At 44.4% G+C, this 22,579-nt stretch carries 21 protein-coding genes; 2 read left to right on the top strand and 19 right to left on the bottom strand.

Translation table 11 applies throughout. From position 1 onward, the window contains the following. Positions 1-38: 38 nt before the first annotated feature. From Q0V21_RS02100 to Q0V21_RS02125, 6 genes are all read right to left on the bottom strand, one after another. A complete protein-coding gene (locus tag Q0V21_RS02100) occupies positions 39-908 on the bottom strand; it encodes a carbohydrate ABC transporter permease (protein ID WP_024630394.1) in 870 nt (289 codons plus the stop codon). Between the two features lie 12 nt (positions 909-920). Then, positions 921-1,850, bottom strand: a complete 930-nt coding sequence (locus Q0V21_RS02105) for an ABC transporter permease (RefSeq protein ID WP_373456214.1) — start codon at positions 1,848-1,850, stop codon at positions 921-923. 581 nt (positions 1,851-2,431) lie between these two features. Continuing rightward, a complete protein-coding gene (locus Q0V21_RS02110) occupies positions 2,432-3,238 on the bottom strand; it encodes an HAD family hydrolase (RefSeq protein WP_301877346.1) in 807 nt (268 codons plus the stop codon). Between the two features lie 28 nt (positions 3,239-3,266). Then, on the bottom strand, positions 3,267-3,779 hold the full coding sequence (locus tag Q0V21_RS02115; RefSeq protein WP_024630397.1) for a hypothetical protein: 513 nt from the start codon (positions 3,777-3,779) through the stop codon (positions 3,267-3,269). A gap of 127 nt (positions 3,780-3,906) precedes the next feature. Beyond that, positions 3,907-4,116: a DUF896 domain-containing protein gene (locus Q0V21_RS02120; protein ID WP_079349256.1), complete on the bottom strand. Its 210-nt coding sequence runs from the start codon at positions 4,114-4,116 to the stop codon at positions 3,907-3,909. Between the two features lie 96 nt (positions 4,117-4,212). Beyond that, a complete protein-coding gene (locus tag Q0V21_RS02125; protein WP_301877348.1) occupies positions 4,213-4,590 on the bottom strand; it encodes a LysM peptidoglycan-binding domain-containing protein in 378 nt (125 codons plus the stop codon). Positions 4,591-4,906: 316 nt separating this feature from the next. Here Q0V21_RS02125 and lexA point away from each other — a divergent pair, with 316 nt between their 5' ends. Further along, the gene (gene lexA / locus Q0V21_RS02130) at positions 4,907-5,533 is read left to right on the top strand and encodes a transcriptional repressor LexA (protein ID WP_024630400.1); all 627 of its coding nucleotides are present in this window, start codon (positions 4,907-4,909) and stop codon (positions 5,531-5,533) included. A 112-nt stretch (positions 5,534-5,645) separates the two neighbouring features. Here the strand turns inward: lexA and Q0V21_RS02135 are convergent, their stop codons facing one another. Next, positions 5,646-6,947, bottom strand: a complete 1,302-nt coding sequence (locus Q0V21_RS02135) for an aldehyde dehydrogenase (protein WP_301877349.1) — start codon at positions 6,945-6,947, stop codon at positions 5,646-5,648. Positions 6,948-7,329: 382 nt separating this feature from the next. Between Q0V21_RS02135 and Q0V21_RS02140 the strand changes: the two genes are divergently transcribed. Continuing rightward, entirely contained in the window at positions 7,330-7,989 is a 660-nt protein-coding gene (locus Q0V21_RS02140) for a CatB-related O-acetyltransferase (protein ID WP_301877352.1), read from the top strand. A gap of 218 nt (positions 7,990-8,207) precedes the next feature. Here the strand turns inward: Q0V21_RS02140 and glnA are convergent, their stop codons facing one another. The 12 genes from glnA to mutL all read right to left on the bottom strand — a co-directional run bounded on the left by glnA (position 8,208) and on the right by mutL (position 22,560). Beyond that, a complete protein-coding gene (gene glnA / locus Q0V21_RS02145; RefSeq protein WP_024630465.1) occupies positions 8,208-9,536 on the bottom strand; it encodes a type I glutamate--ammonia ligase in 1,329 nt (442 codons plus the stop codon). A gap of 129 nt (positions 9,537-9,665) precedes the next feature. After that, complete coding sequence (locus tag Q0V21_RS02150; protein WP_024630466.1) at positions 9,666-10,079, bottom strand: MerR family transcriptional regulator; 414 nt, start codon at positions 10,077-10,079, stop codon at positions 9,666-9,668. 83 nt (positions 10,080-10,162) lie between these two features. Next, positions 10,163-11,416, bottom strand: coding sequence for a methionine gamma-lyase family protein (locus Q0V21_RS02155; protein WP_285080109.1), 1,254 nt, complete (start codon positions 11,414-11,416; stop codon positions 10,163-10,165). An 84-nt stretch (positions 11,417-11,500) separates the two neighbouring features. Continuing rightward, positions 11,501-12,787 (bottom strand): GTPase HflX, encoded by a 1,287-nt coding sequence (gene hflX / locus Q0V21_RS02160; protein ID WP_301246683.1) that lies wholly within the window; start codon positions 12,785-12,787, stop codon positions 11,501-11,503. Positions 12,788-12,906: 119 nt separating this feature from the next. Beyond that, entirely contained in the window at positions 12,907-13,878 is a 972-nt protein-coding gene (locus Q0V21_RS02165; RefSeq protein ID WP_024630469.1) for an AAA family ATPase, read from the bottom strand. 109 nt (positions 13,879-13,987) lie between these two features. Continuing rightward, positions 13,988-14,551, bottom strand: a complete 564-nt coding sequence (locus tag Q0V21_RS02170) for a ribonuclease FAU-1 family protein (RefSeq protein ID WP_024630470.1) — start codon at positions 14,549-14,551, stop codon at positions 13,988-13,990. A 284-nt stretch (positions 14,552-14,835) separates the two neighbouring features. After that, entirely contained in the window at positions 14,836-17,499 is a 2,664-nt protein-coding gene (locus Q0V21_RS02175) for a PBP1A family penicillin-binding protein (RefSeq protein ID WP_301877355.1), read from the bottom strand. A 168-nt stretch (positions 17,500-17,667) separates the two neighbouring features. Beyond that, positions 17,668-17,910, bottom strand: coding sequence for an RNA chaperone Hfq (hfq, locus tag Q0V21_RS02180; RefSeq protein WP_017687918.1), 243 nt, complete (start codon positions 17,908-17,910; stop codon positions 17,668-17,670). 234 nt (positions 17,911-18,144) lie between these two features. Next, positions 18,145-18,366: a hypothetical protein gene (locus Q0V21_RS02185; protein ID WP_301877370.1), complete on the bottom strand. Its 222-nt coding sequence runs from the start codon at positions 18,364-18,366 to the stop codon at positions 18,145-18,147. Between the two features lie 249 nt (positions 18,367-18,615). Further along, positions 18,616-19,563 carry a tRNA (adenosine(37)-N6)-dimethylallyltransferase MiaA gene (gene miaA, locus Q0V21_RS02190; protein ID WP_483312362.1) on the bottom strand — a complete coding sequence of 316 codons (948 nt, stop codon included), beginning with the start codon at positions 19,561-19,563 and terminating at the stop codon, positions 18,616-18,618. Beyond that, the gene (locus tag Q0V21_RS02195) at positions 19,547-20,332 is read right to left on the bottom strand and encodes a class I SAM-dependent methyltransferase (RefSeq protein ID WP_094937262.1); all 786 of its coding nucleotides are present in this window, start codon (positions 20,330-20,332) and stop codon (positions 19,547-19,549) included. The genes miaA and Q0V21_RS02195 overlap by 17 nt, the downstream gene beginning before the upstream one ends. 17 nt (positions 20,333-20,349) lie before the next feature. Next, positions 20,350-22,560 (bottom strand): DNA mismatch repair endonuclease MutL, encoded by a 2,211-nt coding sequence (mutL, locus tag Q0V21_RS02200; protein ID WP_301877372.1) that lies wholly within the window; start codon positions 22,558-22,560, stop codon positions 20,350-20,352. Positions 22,561-22,579: the final 19 nt, after the last annotated feature.

Here is a 22,579-nt window from a genome sequence, read left to right on the forward strand (position 1 = left end):
CCTTGCAATCAAGATGTTGAACTATATTAGTGTCAGGATTACTGCTTAACAGATCCCAACATGATACCGGTTACAAAGTACCGTTGAACAAAAGGATAAATCGTTAAAATAGGCAAAATGGTGAGTACCATGGTGACCGATTTGATATTTGCAGAAATTTGAGTCAGATTATCGGCTGAAGCACCAGCCGAAGCACCACCGGTTGCACCTGCAATCATGTTGCGCAAGTAGATCGTAACCGGGAACAGTTCCTTTTTGTCGAGATACAGGAAGGCTGGAAACCAGGAGTTCCAGTGTCCTACCGCGTAAAACAGAACCATCGTAGCCATGACAGCTTTACTCAGCGGTAGAATAATCCGTAACAAAATGCCATACGTATTCAGACCGTCGATAGCTGCCGCTTCTTCAAGTTCCTCAGGCATGTTTTCAAAAAATGATTTCATAATTAACATGTTATAAATGCTGATTGCGCCAGGCACAACCAATGCCCACATCGTATTATTGAAGCCCAGGGAGTTAATCAGGACGTAGTTAGGAATCAGGCCGCCACTGAAAAACATCGTAAAGACCGCGAACATGGTCAAAAACTTTCGTCCCATTAATCTCTTTTTGGATAAGGCATAAGCGAAAATGGTCGTCATGAACATGGAAATTAACGTACCTACAACGGTATATATAATTGTATTTTTATAGTTGGTCCAGAACATGCTGTCTCGAGATATGGTCTTGTAGGTTTCTACATTAAACCCTCTTGGGATAATACTTACCTTGCCTGAATTGATATAAGCCTCGCTACTGAAGGATTGGGCCACGACATTCAAAAACGGATAGAGCGTGATGAACACCACAAGCAGCAAAAAGATAGCGTTGAATACTTTAAATACTTTGTATGATTTTGATTCCAGCATATTGCTCCTCCTTTACCACAAGCTTCGTTGTGTCAGTCTGCGTGAAATGGCATTAACCGAGAATACCAGGATCAGTCCAATAATGGATTCGAACAAACCAATGGCGGTAGCATAACTGAAATTGCTGGACTGCAAACCTACCCGGTACAGATAAGTGGAAATCACGTCAGATGTCTCGTAGATCAGCGGATTGTAAAGGAGTAAAATTTTCTCAAATCCAACCGCAAGGAAATTTCCCATGTTCAAAATCAGCAATGTAACGATCGTTGGCAAAATGCCCGGTATGGTTATGTGGATGGTTTGCTTCCATCGGTTCGCACCATCGATCCGTGCTGCCTCATACAAAGAATCATCAATTGTCGTCAATGCAGCCAAATAAAGAATCGCTCCCCACCCCATACCTTGCCAAACCTCAGAGGTGATATAAATCGTTCTAAACCATTCCGCTCGCTGCATGAAAGGAATACTGTCTCCGGTGAAAAAAGAAACCATTCCGTTAATCGAGCCATTGACTGCCGTTAATTGCAGAATCATTCCGGCAACGATAACGATGGACAGGAAGTGCGGAAGATAAGAAGCGGTCTGCACAAACTTTTTGAAACGTTTGCTTTTCACCTCATTCAGCAGCAATGCAAAAATGATCGGAACTGGGAAGGTGAACAGTAGCGCGAGTCCACCGAGCATGAGTGTGTTTCCAAATACCTTCCAAAACGTTGGGTCTTGGATAAACATTTGAAAATACCTGAATCCAACCCACGTCTCTCCGAAAATACTGCCTCCTGGTACAAATCGTCTGAAGGCGATTACATTTCCGAGCATTGGCCCGTATTTGAAAATGATAAGATAGATAATTGGAAGAATTAACAGTGAGTATAATTGCCAATCTTTACGAAGCAGAGCTGCAGCCGTTCTTAACCTACTTTCTTTACGTAAAGAAGTCATCGTTAGTGTGGTTTTAGCGGTTTCCGACTCCATATGTTATTTCACTCCGATCCTTAGCTTGATAAACTAAAAGCGTTTTCGATCATTTCACATCATCTCTTCTTTTCGTAGAAGACAAGTAATCAGATGAACTTCTTCACCCCCACAGCAGAATAAATTAAAGAGATAATGTAAGCGATATCAATTTCGGGAATCCCTAGAGGTATCCATTGTTTAAGATGCTTACTGTCATTTGGTACTTCATGTTGCCCGTTATATTTCCAGAATTAATAGGTTTCCCTCAACTATGTAAAGCGCTTACAACGAATATGAAAATATTAGCGAATAACCCCCGCTCCCTCTTCATTCAAGTAAGTCAACAGATATTCGCTGCTTTCATTCGCATACTAGTCATACTAGTATGTTAGTTACATTCTAAATCAGCAGTTCTATAATTTCAATAACTTTTAGTAAAAAATTTTAAATTCGTTAATACGGTATAGTTTTAGCTACCCCAAAACAAAAAACATTGTAAGGTTTCATGGATGGAGTACATCTAATGAAATCTTACAATGTTTGGACAGAACACAAAAAAATACGATTTATGATGCACTAATAGAAAATTCAGCAATAATGCGTTCCAATTCGGATAAATGCTTGATTTCATGGTCAGGCACATACGATTCGGTATTAACTTTATTCTCACGGTTAATCCAAACAGACTGAATGCCTGCAGACAATGCTCCACGAATATCAGTCGTAAGCTTATCTCCAACCATCATGCTCTCCTCAGGCTGTACTCCCAGCTTACTCAATGCGTGCTCGAAAATCGAAGGGTCAGGTTTCCCTTTACCGAACGAACCCGAAATAATAATTTCGTCAAAAAAAGGAGCTAATTCCGGAACACCATCAAGTTTCTCTTGTTGCAACGCAGGACAGCCGTTGGTTAAAAGCAAAAGCTTGAACTTCCCTTGTAGATGACTTAATGTTTCCAGCGTTTCTTCATAGACATGGGGTCTCGATCTCCGCTCTGCCCCAAATTGTGAGGCAAGTCTTTCCGCCAGATCTTCACGATCAACACCAAGCTTTAACAAGCCACGACGCCATGACTCTTTACGATATGCAGGTGCAATCTGCTCCAGCTGGCGAAACTCCGGCTGATCCCCACCCGTGAAGTTAGCCCAAAGACCTTCGAACGGGTTGATCCCAATCATTTTGGTAAACGAAAAAGTTTCATAGGACTCATATAGATTACGTGCCTCATTACGAACAGCTTCTTCAAGATCTTCCGGTTTAACTCCAGTCTCTTGCGCTGCGATCAGGCAAGTCTCATGAAAGGCCTCTCGAACACTGCGCTCATCCCACAGCAAAGTATCATCCAGGTCGAACAAAATCGCTTTTAACGCCATTTCGGTCATCTTCCCCTTTATGCAATAATTACTTTTTCTCGTAAGTTTCCACGGTGATCTGATGTGCTTTGGCGAATTTCAGAAGACGCTCAGTAATTGCATCGGTATCATAACGATTGAGTAGTTTGGTAAATACCCATCTCTTACCTCGTGCATTATGCTCAATCACAACTGTGCCTGGCTCAATTCTGAATTTCACGATATCGTCAACTCCAATTGAACGCTCGCGATTGCCCTTTGTCGTCAAAATCCGGTTAGTTCCTATTTTGACATATGGACGACGGAGCATGAAGATGACTGCCAAAAATACATACAGCAACATGGTTACCCAGTCCCAGGTGGTCATCGGCGCTTTAACAAGAAACGTACTCATAAAGAGATACAGGAATGCTAGTCCGATCAGAAAAATAGGAAACAGAAGGCTGCGTCCTTTGAATACGTCCTCACCTGGTGTACCGGAAACCGGTTGACCGCTTTTTTTACGTTGCTGATTCAACTGCTTAGAATTTTTCCGAACCGTTCTCTCGAACGAACGCGACATGAGAATCCCCCTTAGATGTTCTTTGTATCGGCTTACATAAATGCAAACCAACATTTCCCCCTATAATTTGCAACCTCTAGATAACAGGAAGAAACCTAAATATCATATATGATATCATTAGGTTTCCTTAATGTTTGAGTTTGCCTTGGTGGCCTTGATCATTCTCATCATCTACAATTTCAATCGAATCCAGCTGCTGTCTGAAATTGCTTCGAATGTTATTCAAATAGATCTCTCTAAGCTTGGCACGTTCAGCGAGCTCTTCCTCTGACAATCCAGTGGATTTTTGCTTACGGGCCAATTCATTAATACGTGCTACCAGACTATCTATATCCAAGCTTGTCCCCTCCAAAAATACAAAGTCTTATTAACTTTGACATGTTAAAGGCAGCTTGTCAAGCTGACACGCATTAGCGCGTGTGGATATGCAGTTTTATTTTGTGAATTGTGGCAGTATTAAGACTTGCCCCACCTTTATTGAAGTGGACTGAAGTTGATTCACTTTCTTAATTGCTTCTATATATACACGTGTATCCATCGTTTCCGGTTTATGATCCAATGATATACTCCACAGCGTATCTCCTTGTGAAACTGCCATCTTTCCTCCAGGCAACAAATCGTTCTCATTGCCTGCAAACACTGTTAGCACTGTACTGCAACCAACCAATATAATTAATGATACGATTATTAATTTCAACACCCAGGTTGGGATATTACCTATTGCAAAAACCTTTTTAAAATTTCTTATGTTAGTTTCAACCACTTCTGAATGCACCGGTTCGTAAATGCTTTGATAAGTAGAATATCTCATTAAATATCGACCTCCAAACGTTTGTTCCTATCCGTTAAAATCAATATAACACGAACACTTGTTTTGCACAATAACTTTTTAGAACAATTGTTCGCTTTTTTTTTATTGAGTTCTATCACTCATCTTTCTTTTACTATCTTTCTTCTATAGTATGGCACTATCATTTGCAGTATTTGCTTAGATGCAAAATTCATTTTCATACAAATTCGCAAAAAAACATTGATTTTATGGCATTTTATTTAGAACTTATGTTTGTACGAACGGAGGTTCTATGTTATAATTTTCCCAAACGTTACTAAAATGGGGTTGATACGGTATGTCGAAGATATCCAGCAGGCAACAGGCTATTCTGGAGTTTATACGCAATGAAGTCCGGTTGAAGGGGTATCCTCCTTCCGTACGCGAAATTGGTGAAGCCGTTGGATTGGCTTCCAGCTCTACAGTACATGGACATCTGGATCGTTTGGAGAAGAAAGGTCTAATTAGACGTGACCCAACCAAACCAAGAGCCATTGAGCTTCTCAGCCAGGAAGAGTCAGAGCATTCACATCAGTTTGCTCACAGCGTTGCTCGCATTCCTGTCGTGGGTAAAGTTACTGCAGGGGTTCCAATCACAGCAACAGAAAATATCGAAGATTATTTCCCTCTTCCTACGCATTATGTGGGCGAACAGAAAGTATTTATGCTTTCGGTCGTGGGAGACAGTATGGTTGAAGCAGGCATTGTTAACGGAGATTATGTTATCGTACGTCAGCAGCAAACTGCAGATAACGGCGATATCGTAGTAGCCATGACTGAAGACGATGAAGCAACGGTAAAAACGTTCTACAAAGAGAAAGATCATATTCGTCTTCAACCGGAAAATTCGACTTTTGAACCTTTGCGTTTGAAACACGTTAGCATTCTGGGCAAAGTCATTGGGCTTTTCCGTGATATTCATTAATATGTTTTGAAGCAGCTTAGATGTTTCACAATAAGATACTTAAAGAGGTTGTCCCGTTGAACGGGACAACCTCTTTTTCTGCCTACTGCTTATATTGCTCTACGTAAGCTTGTTATTCACTGCGTTTAAGAATGCTCTTATGATGAGAAAACACATCAAAGCTCTGTTGACCATGGTAGGAACCCATTCCACTTTCTCCTACTCCGCCAAACGGAAGATAATGTGAAGTCATATGAGACAATGTGTCATTTATGCAACCACCACCAAAAGATACTTGATTCAGAACCTGATCCTGCAGAGCCTCATCCTTAGTGAAGAGATATAATGCAAGTGGTTTTGGACGGCGAATAATCTCATCTAGCATAGGATTGAGGTCTTTAAACTTAAATACAGGAAGGATCGGACCAAAGATCTCTTCTTGCATCACAGGGGAATTCCAATCCACATGTCCCAATACTGTTGGTTCTATAAGCAGCTGATCACGCTCAGAACGTCCCCCAATCAGTGCTTTGCCATCTTGGAGCAACACCGATAATCGGTCGAAGTTACGCCCGTTGACAATATGCGGAAAATCTGCGTTTTGCATCACATCATCTCCGAATTTATCCTGAATCTCTGCATCGATCAATTCCAGTAATTTGTCATGTACATTCTCGTGTACAAGCAGGTAGTCCGGAGCGACACAGGTTTGTCCAGCATTCAGAAATTTACCGCGAACAATGCGCTGAGCTGCCAGCTGCAAATCTGCATCCTGGTGAACAATGACCGGACTCTTGCCACCTAGTTCAAGCGTAACCGGAGTCAAATGCTCGGCAGCAGCCTTCATAACGATACGGCCAACACCTGTACTGCCTGTAAAGAAAATATAATCAAACTTTTCCTTCAATAATGCTGTACTTGTCTCAACTTCCCCTTCCACAACTGCCAGGTACTCAATAGGAAATATCTCATGAATCAAATCATAAGTCAGACGTGATACCGCAGGAGTTAATTCCGACGGCTTAATAATGGCACAGTTACCTGCAGCAATGGCTCCAATCAGAGGACCAAAGGCCAATTGGAACGGATAGTTCCACGGTGCAATAATAAGAGCAACGCCATAAGGTTCAGGATAAATCAGGCTTGTGCCATCAGGTATAGCAGAATTTGTAGGCACAGGTTTTGGTGTAGCCCATTCCTCCAAGTGTTCCAATGCAAAATCCAGTTCACCCAATACGATGCGAATCTCTGAGCCATAAGCTTCTGTTTCGGATTTATTGAGATCGGCACGAAGTGCATCAAGAATACGTTGCTGATACTTCTCAATTCCCTGTCTTAATTGCTGAAGAGCACGAATACGGTACTCAATCGGCTTGGTCTGACCTGTATAAAAAAATGTCCGCTGTGCGGCAACGAGTTGTTTCTCTTGTTCCATATCAACATCTCCAATTAATTGTTCAAAATTTAATTTCTAAAAATATAAATAAATTATACTGTAATTATATGAAACTATCAACATATAGATACTGTAAAAACAGAGAAAAAAATTAGAACGTTCTCTTTTTTCATAGACGCGCTTTTCCGTCTAATTAAAATTCTACATTTTTCTCTTCATCATATACATTTTGAGCGAGAATACTTACACACATCTCTTTATGAGAATAGGATTGACAAAAAAAGAGGTCATTGCTATAATCGCCCTCATATCTTAAGGAAGGATGATTTAGATGGTTCGTCGTCTAAAAAAGCTAAAGAATGTAGCTACCGTATCAAGCTTCTAAGTTGCCCAGATATAACTTAGAAGCGAGGAAATTAAAATGAATATAAACCAATTTAGTCACTGGTCTGATATTAAGTATTTGAAGGATATTGTAACTAATCCATTAATTGAAGTCGGCGATTACTCCTATTACTCTGGTTATTACGATAACAATTCTTCTTTTGAAGACGGATGTGTGAGATATTTATGGGGAGATGAAAAATCGAGGAGCTTGTTCAATCCGATTGAGGAATTTGGATGGCAATTAGATCGATTAATTATTGGTAATTATGTATGTATCGCAGCCGGTGTCGTCATTCTTATGGGAGGAAATAACAATCATCATGCGGAGTGGATCACTGTTTATCCGTTTGCTGATCAAATTAGCCATTCCTTCTCACCCAAAGGAGATACCGTTATCGAAAGCGATGCATGGATCGGCATGAATGCCATGATTATGCCAGGTGTTACCATTGGTGAAGGTGCAATTGTTGCAGCAGGTTCTGTTGTAACAAAAGATGTTGCCCCTTATACGATCGTTGGTGGCAATCCTGCAAAAGAAGTAAAGAAGCGTTTCTCAGAAGAAGAAATCACGAAGTTAATTGAAATGCGCTGGTTTGATTGGAAGAGAGAATGGATTGAAGCAGCCACTCACTTACTTTCTAGCTCTTCTATTGATGGGTTATATGATTACTATTTATCAGAAATTAAGGACTAAGACCTATAGATATAAAGCCAGATAGAATAATATTCTATCCGGCTTTTTTAATTAACGAATAAGCTGATGAAGGAAGTTAAGCATTCACGAATGATATGCTTGATCACCATTATTTTTTGGGAGCCATTTTGGGGGACATTACTTTTTATCGTCAATTTCATTCCCTTGCCCACAAAAAGAAAAAACCCTCAGCGCTAGAGCGCCAAGGGATTGAGCTATTAGTACAATGTAATGTATTGATCGCGTTCCCATTGGTGGACTTGTGTTCTATACATGTCCCACTCAATTTCTTTCAGCTCATAGAAGTGAGCCAGGGCGTGGTCGCCGAGAGCATCACAGATAACTTCGCTGCGGATCAATTCGTTCAATGCTTCTTTCAGGTCAGCTGGCAAGCTTGGAATGCCTTCTTCCACACGCTCTTCTTCTGACATGATGTAGATGTTACGGTCAATCGGAGCTGGTAAGGAAAGCTCACGTTTGATTCCGTCCAGACCTGCTTTCAATAAAACAGCCAAAGCCAAGTAAGGGTTAGCAGCCGGATCCGGATTACGAACCTCAACACGTGTACTCAGACCACGGGAAGCTGGAATACGGATCATTGGGCTACGGTTACTGGCGGACCATGCTACATAACAAGGGGCTTCATAACCTGGTACAAGACGTTTGTATGAGTTCACTGTTGGGTTCGTAATTGCTGCAAACGCACGCGCATGCTTCAAAGTTCCAGCCATGAAGTGACGTGCAGTTTTGCTCAGACCCAGCTCGTCCGACTCGTCTACGAATGCGTTCACTTTGCCTTGGAACAAGGATTGGTTACAGTGCATACCGGAACCGTTCATACCAAACAGCGGTTTCGGCATAAAGGTAGCATGTAAACCATGCTGACGTGCAATCGTTTTAACAACGAGTTTGAACGTTTGGATCTGGTCTGCTGCTTTTAGAGCATCAGCATATTTAAAGTCGATCTCATGCTGACCTGGAGCTACCTCATGGTGGGAAGCTTCGATCTCAAAGCCCATTTCTTCAAGTGTGATAACGATGTCACGACGACAGTTTTCACCAAGATCCGTAGGCGCAAGGTCGAAATATCCACCTTGGTCATTCAGTTCGTTAGTCGGGTTTCCTTTTTCGTCTGTTTTGAACAAGAAGAACTCTGGTTCAGGACCGACGTTGAAGGAAGTGAATCCCATTTCTTCGGCTTCTTTCAGGTTTCGTTTCAAGATGCCACGCGGATCTCCTGGAAACGGATTACCATCCGGAAGATATACGTCGCAAATCAGTCGAGCAACACGGTTCTCGGCTACCCAAGGGAAAATCAGCCAAGAATCGAGATCCGGATAGAGGTACATGTCGGACTCTTCAATACGAACATAACCTTCAATGGAAGAACCATCAAACATCATTTTATTGTCCAGAGCCTTGGTAAGTTGGCTCACAGGAATTTCAACGTTTTTGATTGCTCCAAGCAAATCGGTAAATTGCAAACGAACGAATCGTACATTTTCTTCTTTTGAGATGCGTAGTATGTCTTCTTTAGTAAAACTCACGATACCCTCTCCCTTTCTTCTCTCCGTAATTGGCTTGCCTGTTATATTTGTACATTAGAATATTGCATGGGTCAAGGAGTCCTCCTACCTAAAAGCAGGATTTCCCCTGACCTACGAGGTTATACGAATTTATTTTTTATTAAAGAAACGGGAAAGCTCTCCCTGAATGAGAGATACTTGTCCAGGTCTCTTACCTGACACCAGTTGTTGTTTCAACAGACGGTGCAGTTGGGAGTCCGAAAGTTCTCTGCGTTTCACTTCCGTATCGGGTGTAATAACAGTCGCTTCTTCTGACTCCTTGGATACAGGATTCATCACTTGTTTAATACCCGCGATGTTAACTCCTTTTTCAATCAGAGCCTTGATTTCCAGCAATCGTTCTACGTCATTGAAAGAGAACAAACGCTGATTACCTGACGTTCTCGCAGGAACAATCAAGCTGTGCTGCTCATAATAACGAATCTGACGCGCGGACAGATCCGTAAGTTTCATTACAATACCTATCGGGAATAAGGCCATATTTCTGCGAATTTCGTCACCCATCATTCATCAACCTTCCAGTCATCTTTTCTTCACTCTATTGTACAGTTAGTTATTACTAAGTGTCAATGATGTGTTAGATAAACTCACAATAATTTGCGTTCTTTCATCGTCTGTAATGCCATCAAAACGCCATATTTAACATGAGAGTATGTTAAACCACCCTGCATATAGCCAATATAAGGCTCACGGATAGGTGCATCTGCTGACAATTCCAGACTTCCACCCTGTATAAACGTACCTGCCGCCATGATGACAGGGTGCTCGTAACCCGGCATGTCCCACGGTTCAGGAACTACATGGCTATCTACTGCAGCAGCCCGCTGTATTCCTTGCACAAAGGCAATTAAATGCTCGGCCGTACTGAATTGTACAGCCTGAATCAGATCTGTACGCATCTCGTTCCATGCCGGTTTGGTTACAAATCCGGATGCAGCAAACATCGCCGCAGCGAATGTGCTCCCTTTAATGGCCTGTCCTACAATTGTCGGAGCCATGTAAAGTCCTTGGTAGATGCCACGAGTTGTTCCCAACATCGCGCCAACCTCACCGCCGATTCCGGGCGCAGTCAAACGATAGGCAGCCAATTGTACGTACTTTTCCTTCCCGCATATGTATCCACCGGTTTCCGCCAGACCTCCACCGGGATTTTTAATCAGTGAACCTGCCATTAGGTCCACCCCAATTTCAGTTGGTTCACGTTCCTCCGTGAATTCACCATAACAGTTATCCACAAAAACGATGACATCTTCCTTGATCGCCTTTACACGTGTAACCATATCAGAGATTTCTTCAATACAGAAGGAAGATCTCCAATCATATCCTCTGGAGCGTTGAATACCAATGACTTTTGTCGCTGCATTGATACTTTTCTCTACCGCCACCCAATCTACTCCGCCATCTTCTAACAGAGCCGTCTCTTGATAGCCAATGCCGAAATCCCGTAACGATCCTGTTCCATCACCAGGCTTGCCAATGACCTTATGCAATGTGTCATAGGGCTTACCCGTAATGTACAACAATTCGTCGCCTGGACGGAGTACGCCAAACAAAGCCGTAGCAATGGTATGTGTACCTGATGCAAAATGGGGACGCACCAGTGCCGCCTCTGCACCGAACACATCGGCATACACTTCATCAAGTACCTCACGCCCGCGATCGTTATAAGCGTACCCCGTTGAACCCGCAAAGTGAAAATCGCTGACTTTTCTACGCTGAAAAGCATTAATTACTTTCCATTGGTTATGATCGGTGATACGGTCAATCTGTTGCAATTGCCCTTCAATTTGACGTTCAACCTGTTGTTGTAGTTCAATAATCTCTGAATCAAAACTTGCCATCTTGCTTCATTCCCCTTCATAGCACGAATCTGACGTCAAATATCAATTATCGTGTCAACTTATCATACAAATATGTCATCGACGTTACAGTTGTATGAAATCTTCAAGTAAATAACCGAATTTTTCATATTCGCCTTTTTGCAGTTCCACTTCATAAATTACATCATTATCTTCAAATGTGGTCTCAACTACATCACCAATTTTGTAAAGTACAGATGTAAGATCACCACGGTCAGCCGGAATACGGAACCGTTTGGTAGCGCCAGTCAATTCAGCCTGGATAAGCTCACGAATTTTCAGCAAGTCATCTGCATCCAGAGCGCTCACTTTGATATGTTCTTTATCCAAAGGAAGCATTTCCAGCTGCTCCGGTGTACAAGCATCCTTTTTGTTATACAATACCAATTGAGGCTTGTCCCCTGAACCCAGTTGCTGCAAAATCGTGTGTACCGTTCTCATCTGGTCTTCACGCATTGCAGATGATGCATCGACCACATGTAATATAAGGTCCGCTTCATTCACTTCCTCCAGCGTTGCACGGAAAGCGGCAATCAGATCATGAGGAAGGTTTTGTATAAACCCTACCGTATCTGTGAGTACGATTTCTTTACCACTTGGCAGTTCCATCGTCCGTGAGGTCGGATCCAGTGTGGCAAACAGCTGATCTTGAATGTACACATCTGCCGCCGTTAATTGTTTAAGCAAGGTCGATTTACCCGCATTCGTATAACCTACAAGGGCTACCTGAACGATCCCCGTCTTTTTACGACGTTCCCGGTGCAGCTTGCGATGACGCGTCACTTCTTCCAAATGACGCTTCAAGTCATCTATACGGCCACGAATATGTCGACGATCCGTCTCCAGTTTACTTTCACCTGGACCCCGCGTTCCAATTCCGCCACCAAGTCTGGACAAATTCTTCCCGTGACCCGACAAACGTGGTAACAAATAGCTCAACTGAGCCAACTCAACCTGGATAATACCTTCTCTTGTGTTGGCGCGCTGCGCAAAGATATCCAAAATCAGCTGGGTGCGGTCAATAATTTTGAGATCCAACGCTTCTTCCAGGTTACGAACTTGAGCACCGGACAGCTCCTGGTCAAAAATAGCTGTTGTTGCTCCCATTTCCTCAGCCACTGCACGAAGTTCTTCCACTTTCCCCTTACCAATGAACCATTTGGTGTCCCGGGTTTTCAGGTTCTGTGACAATACACTCAGCACTTCCACGCCTGCCGTCTCGGCGAGTTTTACCAACTCCTCAAGGGAGTACTCCGGGTTAATACCCGAACGTTTGACCTCATCGGTAACCAGACTCACCAACACGGCGCGATCCTTCTTCACCATATCTGTATCATGTGTGCCATTTGTCATCGTGTATATTCACTCCTTCTACTACGTCTCCGCATATATTCTGTGTCACCATGCTTACATGGCATGCTTTAAGCCGAACCGGTTAACCCGGCCGGCTGCGTTAAAAATTATATTATCGCTTACTTTTGCTCAAACTTCAAATCCTCTGTGCGGATGGTCATCAGCTCTAGTTTTCCCGGATTCCCCTGGGTATACTGCTCCAATAATCGAACGGCCTGATGTCGAATCGATCGTTCAATGGCATTTCGGACATATCGGGCGTTGCTGAACGCATGAAGAGACTCATTTTTTTCCTGAAGCAGATGCTGCTTTAATTTGAGTATGGTCTGTGGCATGAGAATATAGTCACGTTCCTTGGCCATAATTTCAGAGATTTGAATCAATTGATCAATGCTATAGTCCGGAAATTCAACCTGGATCGGAAAACGGGAAGGTAATCCGGGGTTGGTCTGCAGAAAAAAATCTATCTCTTCCGAGTATCCAGCCAGGATGAGGATAAATTGATTCTTATTATCTTCCATTGATTTCACAAGTGTGTCGATAGCTTCCTTCCCAAAATCCTTCTCGCCCCCGCGAGCCAGACTGTACGCCTCGTCAATAAACAAGATTCCTCCCAAAGCCTTCTTGACCAAATCCCTCGTTTTCTGTGCAGTATGCCCGATGTATTCCCCGACCAGATCTGCACGTTCCACTTCAATGAGATGACCCTTACTCAGAACTCCCATCTTCTGAAACAGCTTCGCAACGATCCGTGCTACCGTTGTTTTTCCAGTTCCCGGATTGCCTTTAAAAATCATATGATACACGTGCGCCCCACTTATCAGTCCTGCTTCGGTACGCATCTGGGCAATCTGTAAGAAAGCATAGATTTCAAATACCAAATCCTTGATATTTTCCAGTCCAACCAGTTGCTCCAATTCACCTTGAATTTCCTGAAAGTGCGCATGCTTGGCTAAGCCTTTTGCTGCCTGTATTGCCGTCTCTTCTTCTTTGACCAGCATCTGAGGCTCCTGGTTACGCAAAACAACATTAATTTGTCTGGATGGTCTGCCTCCCGGTTGCCCTCCTGCAGCCATGACCCGTCCGTTCATTCGCCATCACCTCTATTTTATCGGGCTGAACTCTCCTGATTATTAATGTATTCTATCAGGTGCTCTAATATTAGAAGGATGATGAAGAATTCTACGACTTTTCCATGACTCAAATCTGAATATTTTTTCTGAACTCCCCATTCTCAAACAGGGTTTGTCTATGCTTCAGAGACAGTTGGAAATAAGGAAACACATGTGCATCAATGGCATGCAACAAGTCCTTTGCTGTCCGGTTAGCCAGATCGTAATCCCCCGTCGTAATGTGCTTACGTGAAAGAGCATCTTCAAGTTCATCCTCGTCCAGCAAAAATATTTCTCCATCCTTCAGGACGACGACATCCAGATACAGATCATCAAACCACGGAACACCCTGATCAGTTATGCCCTGACTGCGGCAAGTATCAATATACCATTCAACAATCCGCTCCTGATCGTCAAACATAGCCGTTACAACAAAATGCTCGCCTTTGGGATAATACTGCAGCCAGGAATAACCTTTATCCGCAATGCAGAAGGTACTTCCTCCATAGGTTTTCCACAAAGGCTCTTTCAAATCTTGTATCGTATACAGCGTAATGTAACCTGTGAAAATTTTGGATTGAACGAACCGGCATGTAAATTGTCGGTTCGTAATCCGGCGCCAGTTCGCGCGGTCCCCGAATTTCCGTTTCATACGAACCCCTCTTTGCCGACTACAGGTCCGTGACCTGCTGAATATTGGTGAACAGCGAATACCGTCCGCATTACCGATTCCACAAGTCCCTGAATCGACTTTGCACAACGTATTACGAATAGTTACAGCTTACCATATTTAAGTTATACACTCAAAATCAAGCTTTGTCCCATCTGTTGCAGGGCTCTTGTTCCACTCCAAACATTACACAAACCCAAAAGCCTGCATCCCCAACGTCAGGGAGCAGGCTTTTGGTTGTAATTATTTAATGCGGTTTATTCTCATTAACCACCGGTTCCAGCTTGGGAATCTGGCGGTGCATTCGTCTCACCCGTGTTACCGCTGTTTCCACTATCTGGTGGTGTGACTACCTCACCCGGTGTCGTTACAGACCCATCATTGGAACCCTCACCCGTACCTCCAGGTTCTGTTGTTCCCTGTCCAGGCGGCGTGTTTCCTTCTCCGGTCTGTCCGTTACCTTGACCTGTCCCGCCGTTGTTTCCATTATTCCCGTTACCATTGTTGCCATTTTCATTTCCGTTGCCGTTGCCGTTGCCATTGTTCCCCTCAGAACTTCCATTCCCCGGAGAACCGTTGTCCGGATTTTCTGTTCCCGGCTGTCCGGTCCCCGGTTCCGTTCCTGGCTCCGTGCCCGTATCTGGCTGTTCCGGTACCAATTCCTCCGCTTCAATCATCAGCGATATGGTATTGGACGGATCCGTCTCCAGTCCAGAGGCAAGATCATAGGCTGTTACATAATACTCATAAGTAAGCCCAGGGAGCGCACTTAAATCTTGTGCACTGGTCGAACCTACAGCATCAATGAGATGGGTGAACTGTCCTTCGGAAGATTCTTTCCGATAAATCCGATACTGTGTTGACGAATCGCCTGTTGCAGTCCAGTTCAGTGACACCGTTTGTGTAGATGGATCGTAAGAACCATTCAACCCGCTAACAGAAAGCGATGGTTGCTCTGGTTCTTTTTCCGGCGGAGGTGGTGTCTGGGCTCCTGCTGGAGTTTTGAAGTCCTTCACAGGCACTCCTTTTAACGCATCCCCCATAACCTTGGCAAAGAACGCCGCTGACAGCTTACTGCTATTCTTGAGCATATGGTTTGCATCAGGATTGTCATAACCCATCCATACTGCAGCAGTCCATTCTGGCGTGTATCCGACAAACCAAACATCACGGTTGGCACTGTTGCCGGAAATACCACTTTGAACGGTTCCTGTCTTACCAGCAACCGGTCGATCCAGACGTGCGGAACGACCTGTACCGTCATTCACCACGTTTTGCAGCATCTGCGTCAGGGAATATGCATTTTGCTCACTCATGACACGTGTTGTATCCGATTTATCATGTTTAAAGGTCGTTTTCCCGGAACTATCCTTAATTTCCTTAATGGAATACGCCTGCTGGTACTCACCCAGATTGGCAAATGCACTATAGGCTTGCGCCATTTCCAGCGTATTCGTACCTTTGCTAAGACCACCCAGCGCAATCGCCAGGTTTTTGTCTTCATCCGTAAGCTGAATACCTACGCTTTTTGCAAACTGAACACCTGTATTCACACCAATTTTATTTAAGAGCCATACTGCCGGGATGTTCTCCGATTTTGTAATGGCATCCGTCATGCTAATGGTTGAAGAATAACCATGCAAGTTACCCGGACAGTAATTCCCGAAGCACTGCTTTTCATTACTGAGAGGTGAGTTTGCATTGTAATCACCTGACTCAAGTGCAGGTGCATAAGTCACAATCGGTTTAAATGCCGATCCAGGCTGTCTGCGACTCTGTGTTACCCGGCTGTAGCCCTTTGTTTGATAATCCCGTCCGCCCAGCAAAGCGACGAGACTACCATTTTCATGGTTCATAATTACCATGGAGCCTTGAACGGGTTGATCATCTTTACTTGACTCAAACAAGCTATCATCCGAGAACGCACTCTCCATGGCTGTTTGAGCCTGAGCATCCATCGTCGTGTAAATTTTGTACCCGCCGATATTCAGATCATCCTCCGTTTTACCAGTCACTTTTTCCGCTTCACGCAGAACATAGTCAATAAAGGCTTGATACTTCTGCTCTTTCTCAGGTGGAGTATAGTCATAATCTACTTCTTTGGCTTCATCCATCTCCGCCTTGGTGATATAACCTTGCTCATACATCAGCTGCAATACCACGGCGCGGCGTGCCTTGGAATCGTTGGGATTGCTCAACGGGTTATAGGCAGAAGGCCCTTTAGGCATCGCTGCCAGCGTAGCAATTTGCCAAATTTTTAATTTGTTAAGGTCAGATACCCCAAAATAAAATTCAGACGCTGCCTTAATCCCATAACGCTGATGCCCGAAGAAAATCCGGTTCAAATACATCGTCAGAATTTCGTCTTTTGTGTACTTGCGCTCCAATGCCATCGCAATGGATACTTCCGTTGCTTTACGGAAGAAGGTCTTGTCACGGGACAAGAACATATTTTTCGCAAGCTGCTGGGTCAACGTACTGCCGCCCTCCACCATGGAGCGGGCCATGACGTCTTTTACCGCCGCCCGTCCGATGGACCAGATATCCACGCCCTGATGCTCGTAGAATCGTTTATCCTCGGTCGCAACAAAGGCTTCCTTTACTAATTCCGGAATATCCTCTTCTTTGACTGGCTCCAGCTTTTGAATGGACAACTCGCCCATTAACTGTCCGTTGCGATCATATACTTTCGAAGTTTCATTGATTGTTGTTTTGTCCATATTGGCTTTGAGCAGCTTTTCCCCACTCACCATAATAAATAAATATCCGCCAAGTGCACAGAATATGGCGATTGCCATGGTAAAAAACAGTGTCCATCCAACGCGTTTACCCGTAATTTTTTTCTTTTTAGAGGTCTTTGGCTTCGCTTTTTTGGATGACTTGTTATTACTGTTGCGATTGTTAGACCTCGACAACGGATCGTTTGGCATGTTACCTCCTGACTCCCTTTCGGTTGCATAATTTCTATTCGTCTGCTGGCTCAAGCTTCTATAAAGCTTATTTACCCCGGAATGAAAAGAACAACCCTTATTAAGGTTGCTCTGTTTCAATTCCTATACGTGTAGACGAAATGGTTGATAAAAAGGTTTCGTAATTTTTTAAGCTTCGCCGCTATTATCTTGCTGCATCAGCGATACGCTGCGTTGCGGCGTGAACGTGGAGATGGCGTGCTTGTAGACCATTTGCTGGCGTCCGTCGCTGTCAATGACGATCGTAAAATTGTCAAATGCCTTGATCGTTCCGCGGATTTGAAAGCCATTGGTCAGATAGACCGTAGCTGGAATGTTTTCTTTCCGCAGTTGGTTCAAGAACGTATCTTGGATGTTGATGGACTTGTTCATTAGCCGTACCCCCATTGGTTCATTTGAATTCGTGTTTAAGTAATATTCAATATCGCTGAGTAGCTTTCGTGCTATTATATCATGAACGGATTCATATAATCCACAAAAACCCCTTGTCTGCTATTTTGCACCTTTGCCAACGCTTCGCCTGCAACTAGAAGACTTATCCATTATACACCGCTTGCCGGAATTGCAAAAGAGGGACAAATTCTCCCTTTTCGCCTGCATTCCTCTTCACTTCTCCTGACCTGTAAACGGTTTCCCTTCTTCGCTGGCTAACGTCATATTTTGCCGATTTCTTCTATCTTCGATTAAGAGTTTCAGGTATGTATTGGTATGGATTAGAACGATAATTAACCAAATCAAGGCAACTAGACCCGCAATGGCAAACCCAATTCCAAATAATCCTGAGAAAAAGAAATATAAACTTGCCACTCCGCTCGGTTCCGCACTCATACAATCTCCCCCCTTCCGATGTAAAGCCTTTCACCCAAACTAACAAGCGCATTTTATAATATTTTATTTTTTTAATTATTTTAATATTTATGTTATTTTTTTACAACAATTTTCTTCAATAGAATCCTCACAGGCTTCCTATAACTGCCTTATTGTAATCACGATTTCATATAAAAAACCTCTACCTTTCATTTCTAAAAGATAGAGGTTCTATAGTCCTAAACAGGTGGCAATACCCACCTTCTATATTCAGTCAAATTTGCGTTTGATCAGCTCACATACGTGGGCATAATTGCCTGCAAAATCTTCGGTATCCGTCATATCTACCCATTCAATGTCCTTCATATGACGGAACCAGGACAATTGCCGCTTGGCAAACCGGCGCGTATCCCTTTTCAGCCACTCTACAGCAGCCTCCCAGCTTACTTCACCCTGAAGATAAGCCGCAATTTCCTTATAGCCGAGTCCCTGCATGGAGATATGCCCTCTCGCTACGCCGCGCTCCAGTAATGACTTGACCTCGTCTACCAACCCCTGCTCGATCATAAGATCAATTCGCTCTTCCACTCGGGCATACAGTTTCTGACGATCCATCGTCAAACCCACAATGAGCAGGTCATATGGAGACTCTTTTTTCTGGGTAGCCAGCTGCTCGGATAACTTCTCACCTGTGAGGTGATAAATCTCAAGTGCACGAACAATTCGTCGCTGGTCATTCGGATGCAGTCGTTCTGCGCTAACTGGATCAATGACCCTTAGCTTATCATGTAACGCCTGCGGGCCATACTGCTCGGCATAACGGAACTGTTCATCCCGAAACGCTTCATCCGAGCCGCTGTCCGAGAATTGAAAGCCATAACTTACCGATTCCACATACAGACCGGTACCCCCAACAATAAAAGGCAACTTGCCGCGCTCATGAATTTCCCCAATCAGACGTGTGCAGCTCTCCTGAAATTCCGCCACCGAATAGGGGTATTCCGGTTCATGGATGTCAATGAGGTGGTGGGGTACACCCTTCATTTCATCGCGAGTAATTTTGGCCGTCCCGATATCCATTTCGCGATATACCTGCATGGAGTCCCCTGAAATAATCTCACAATTGAACGCCTGTGCAAGCTCAATACTCATTCTCGTTTTGCCTACAGCTGTTGGTCCGACCAGCACAAGCAGCTTCGGTTTAACTTCCGCTTTCAACATTAATCACTCCGTACAGTGTTTTTGCATTGCCCCGGTCGTGTACTTCAAAACCGAGTCTCGTAAACTCCGCGCTGCCGCGCTTCTCTTTCATGACCACCCGCTTGCGGGCAACCCTTTTCGCTTCAATAATGCTCTGTTCATCCAATGCATTGTGATTTGCATAATCCCGCAAAGGCTTGATGCCACTTGAATCCATCATCGGTTCACGGAACATGGGGTCAAAATAGACCGTGTCACAGCTTCGATCCGGCAAGGAGCGCAGTAAATCGAGATGATTTGCATGACGCAGCTCAATGCGCCGGAAAGCTTCATTTACCGCAGGCTTAATACTCTCATATTGGGACATTCCCTCTACTAGCAGCGTATAAAGCGGAAGGGAACTTTCGCATGCAATCACTCGGCCACTTTTGCCTACTGCAACCGAGAATACCAGTGCATCCGTGCCCAATCCTGCTGTACAGTCGATAACGGTATCCCCTTCAAGTACAGCCCCCGCCTCCAGCATCGGGTCAGCCTCTCCATTTAACACACGTTTGGCGCGTACAAATCCCATACTGGGGTGGAACTCAAGCAGCGGTGAATCCGGACGAAACAAACGTACTTTACCCTGAAGTACAACCAGAACCTCATCTATCCCATAATGTGCGACCAGTGCAGGCAAAGACATTTTTTGGCGCGATATATAGGTCCCTCCCGTTGTTTCCGCAAGGTTTCGTGCACGTTCCACAAGGTGGCCTGCTTCCTTTTCACCGGTTGTAATATACATAACTTCCTCCTAAATAGCTACATGACCCGTTTGAACAATTTCTCCAGATCATAGGTTGAAAATGACACCACAATCGGTCGCCCGTGTGGACAAGTATATGGTTGACGGCAGGAACCAAGACGCTGAATCAATACTTCCGCCTCCTGATCCGTCAATTTCTGATTGGCTTTGATAGAAGCCTTGCAGGAGCACATAATGGACGCCGCTTCTCTCATCTTGGCAACATCAATACTACGTTCACTCAGAACCCATTCTGACATCTCTTCAATAATGTCCTTCTCATCCCCTTTGGGGAACCAGAACGGATGGGAACGCACCCGGAAGGTCTGTCCGCCGAAATGTTCCAAATACACACCTGCCTGCTCGAACCAAGCCAGTCTTGTTTTGAGCTTTTCGGTCTCGGATGGTGTGAACTCCAGTGTAATGGGCAGCAGCAGCTCCTGCGAAGCTTGAGCCGGATTGCCAAACTGCTCGTAGTAATACTCATAATTCACTCGTTCATGAGCCGCGTGCTGATCGATCAGATATAGACCGTCTTGATTTTGGGCAATCAAATACGTCCCATGGTGCTGTCCAATCAGGCTTAATTCAGGAAATGCAGGCATCGAAACATCTGATTTAACAGCAGATGCCAGTCTTGCCGGGTCCGGTAAACTTGCAGCCTTCCAGCTCCGCTCTCCTTTTGCACCCAGCGCAGACGGATTATAAGATGAACGACCTTCTCTAACCGGAGAATTCACCGAATGGGAACGATAGGCAGAAACAGCACCCTGTGTAGCAGGAGCAGATGGCCCATTATCCTCTACGGAAGGTGCGGCATCTTGCGAAGCACGATCTTCAGCAGCACCGTTATTTCCACTCACAGCAGAAGCTGGACCGCTATGGGAATTTTCGTTATCACTATAATTATGCTTCAGTACATTAGATCCTGATTCCCCGCTTATCATCCCAAATGGATCATAGGAGGGCGGTATCTCAGGTGGAGCTTCAGGCAACGGTAACATCTGACCCATACCATTTCCATCAGGACCTGATTGCACATCGGCCGGAGCATCCAGATCATCATCCTCAGGAGTCAATTTACCAAGCTCAGGCTGTTTCCCCAACGGACCTTGTTGCCCATAACCTGCCGATTCGGTTTCATCCTTCAAAGGACCTCTTGGAAAGAGGAATTGCTCCTGAATAAAGGAACTGTTGTCTCCACGTCTGATTTGCTGCTTGGTTACCTGTGGAATAAGCACTTCCTGCCGCAATATACCTCGCAGTGTAGTTTCAACAAACTCGTACAGCTCTGCTTCCTTGCTGAAACGAACTTCCAGCTTCGCCGGATGTACGTTCACATCGACCAGGGACGGATGCATTTCCAATTGCACCACGACAAGCGGATACCGATTAATAGGCAGCAAGGTATGATACGCCTTTAGAATAGCCTGATTGAGACCGTAATTCCGAATATATCGTCCATTCACAATGGTTGACATGCCGCCACGATTGGCACGAGTCCATTCCGGCAAACTGATGAGCCCGCTCACACGATAATCCAGATTTTCACCCTGGATCGGGAGCATCGCTTTGGCAGCACTTGTACCATAGATCGCTGCCACCACTTGCAGCAGATCCCCGTTCCCCAGCGTCTGAAGCAGCACATTCTCATTATGACGCAGCCTAAACGAAATGTTTGGATGAGACATCGCCATTCGGTAAAGTACATCCGAGATATGACCCAGCTCGGTCTGGATCGTTTTCATATATTTAAGTCTGGCAGGCGTATTGAAAAATAGTTCTTTCACTGCAAACTCTGTGCCTTGAGGTGAGGTTGCATCCTCATGGGAGCAAAGTTTGCCGCCCTCAATTACGATACGGCGCCCTCGCCCGTCATTTCCACTGGCCGATAACACTTCTACCTTAGATACAGCGGCAATACTCGCCAGGGCTTCTCCACGGAATCCAAGACTTGTGATTTGGAACAAATCGCGGCCCTGGGCTATTTTGCTGGTTGCATGACGATAAAAGGCTGTTTCCATATCCTCAGCCTCGATACCGGAACCGTTGTCTTTGACACGAATGCTGAGCAGGCCGCCCTCTTCCACTGTTACTTCAATTTTGGTGGCACCTGCATCTACCGAGTTTTCCAACAACTCCTTGACAACTGAAGCAGGCCGTTCAACGACCTCACCTGCCGCAATCTGGTTGGCAATATGTTCATCAAGTACATGTATTTTCGCCACAGGTTTTCCCCTCCCCTAT

It is taken from the genome of Paenibacillus sp. 11B (assembly GCF_030487755.1).
Taxonomy (GTDB): domain Bacteria; phylum Bacillota; class Bacilli; order Paenibacillales; family Paenibacillaceae; genus Paenibacillus; species Paenibacillus vandeheii.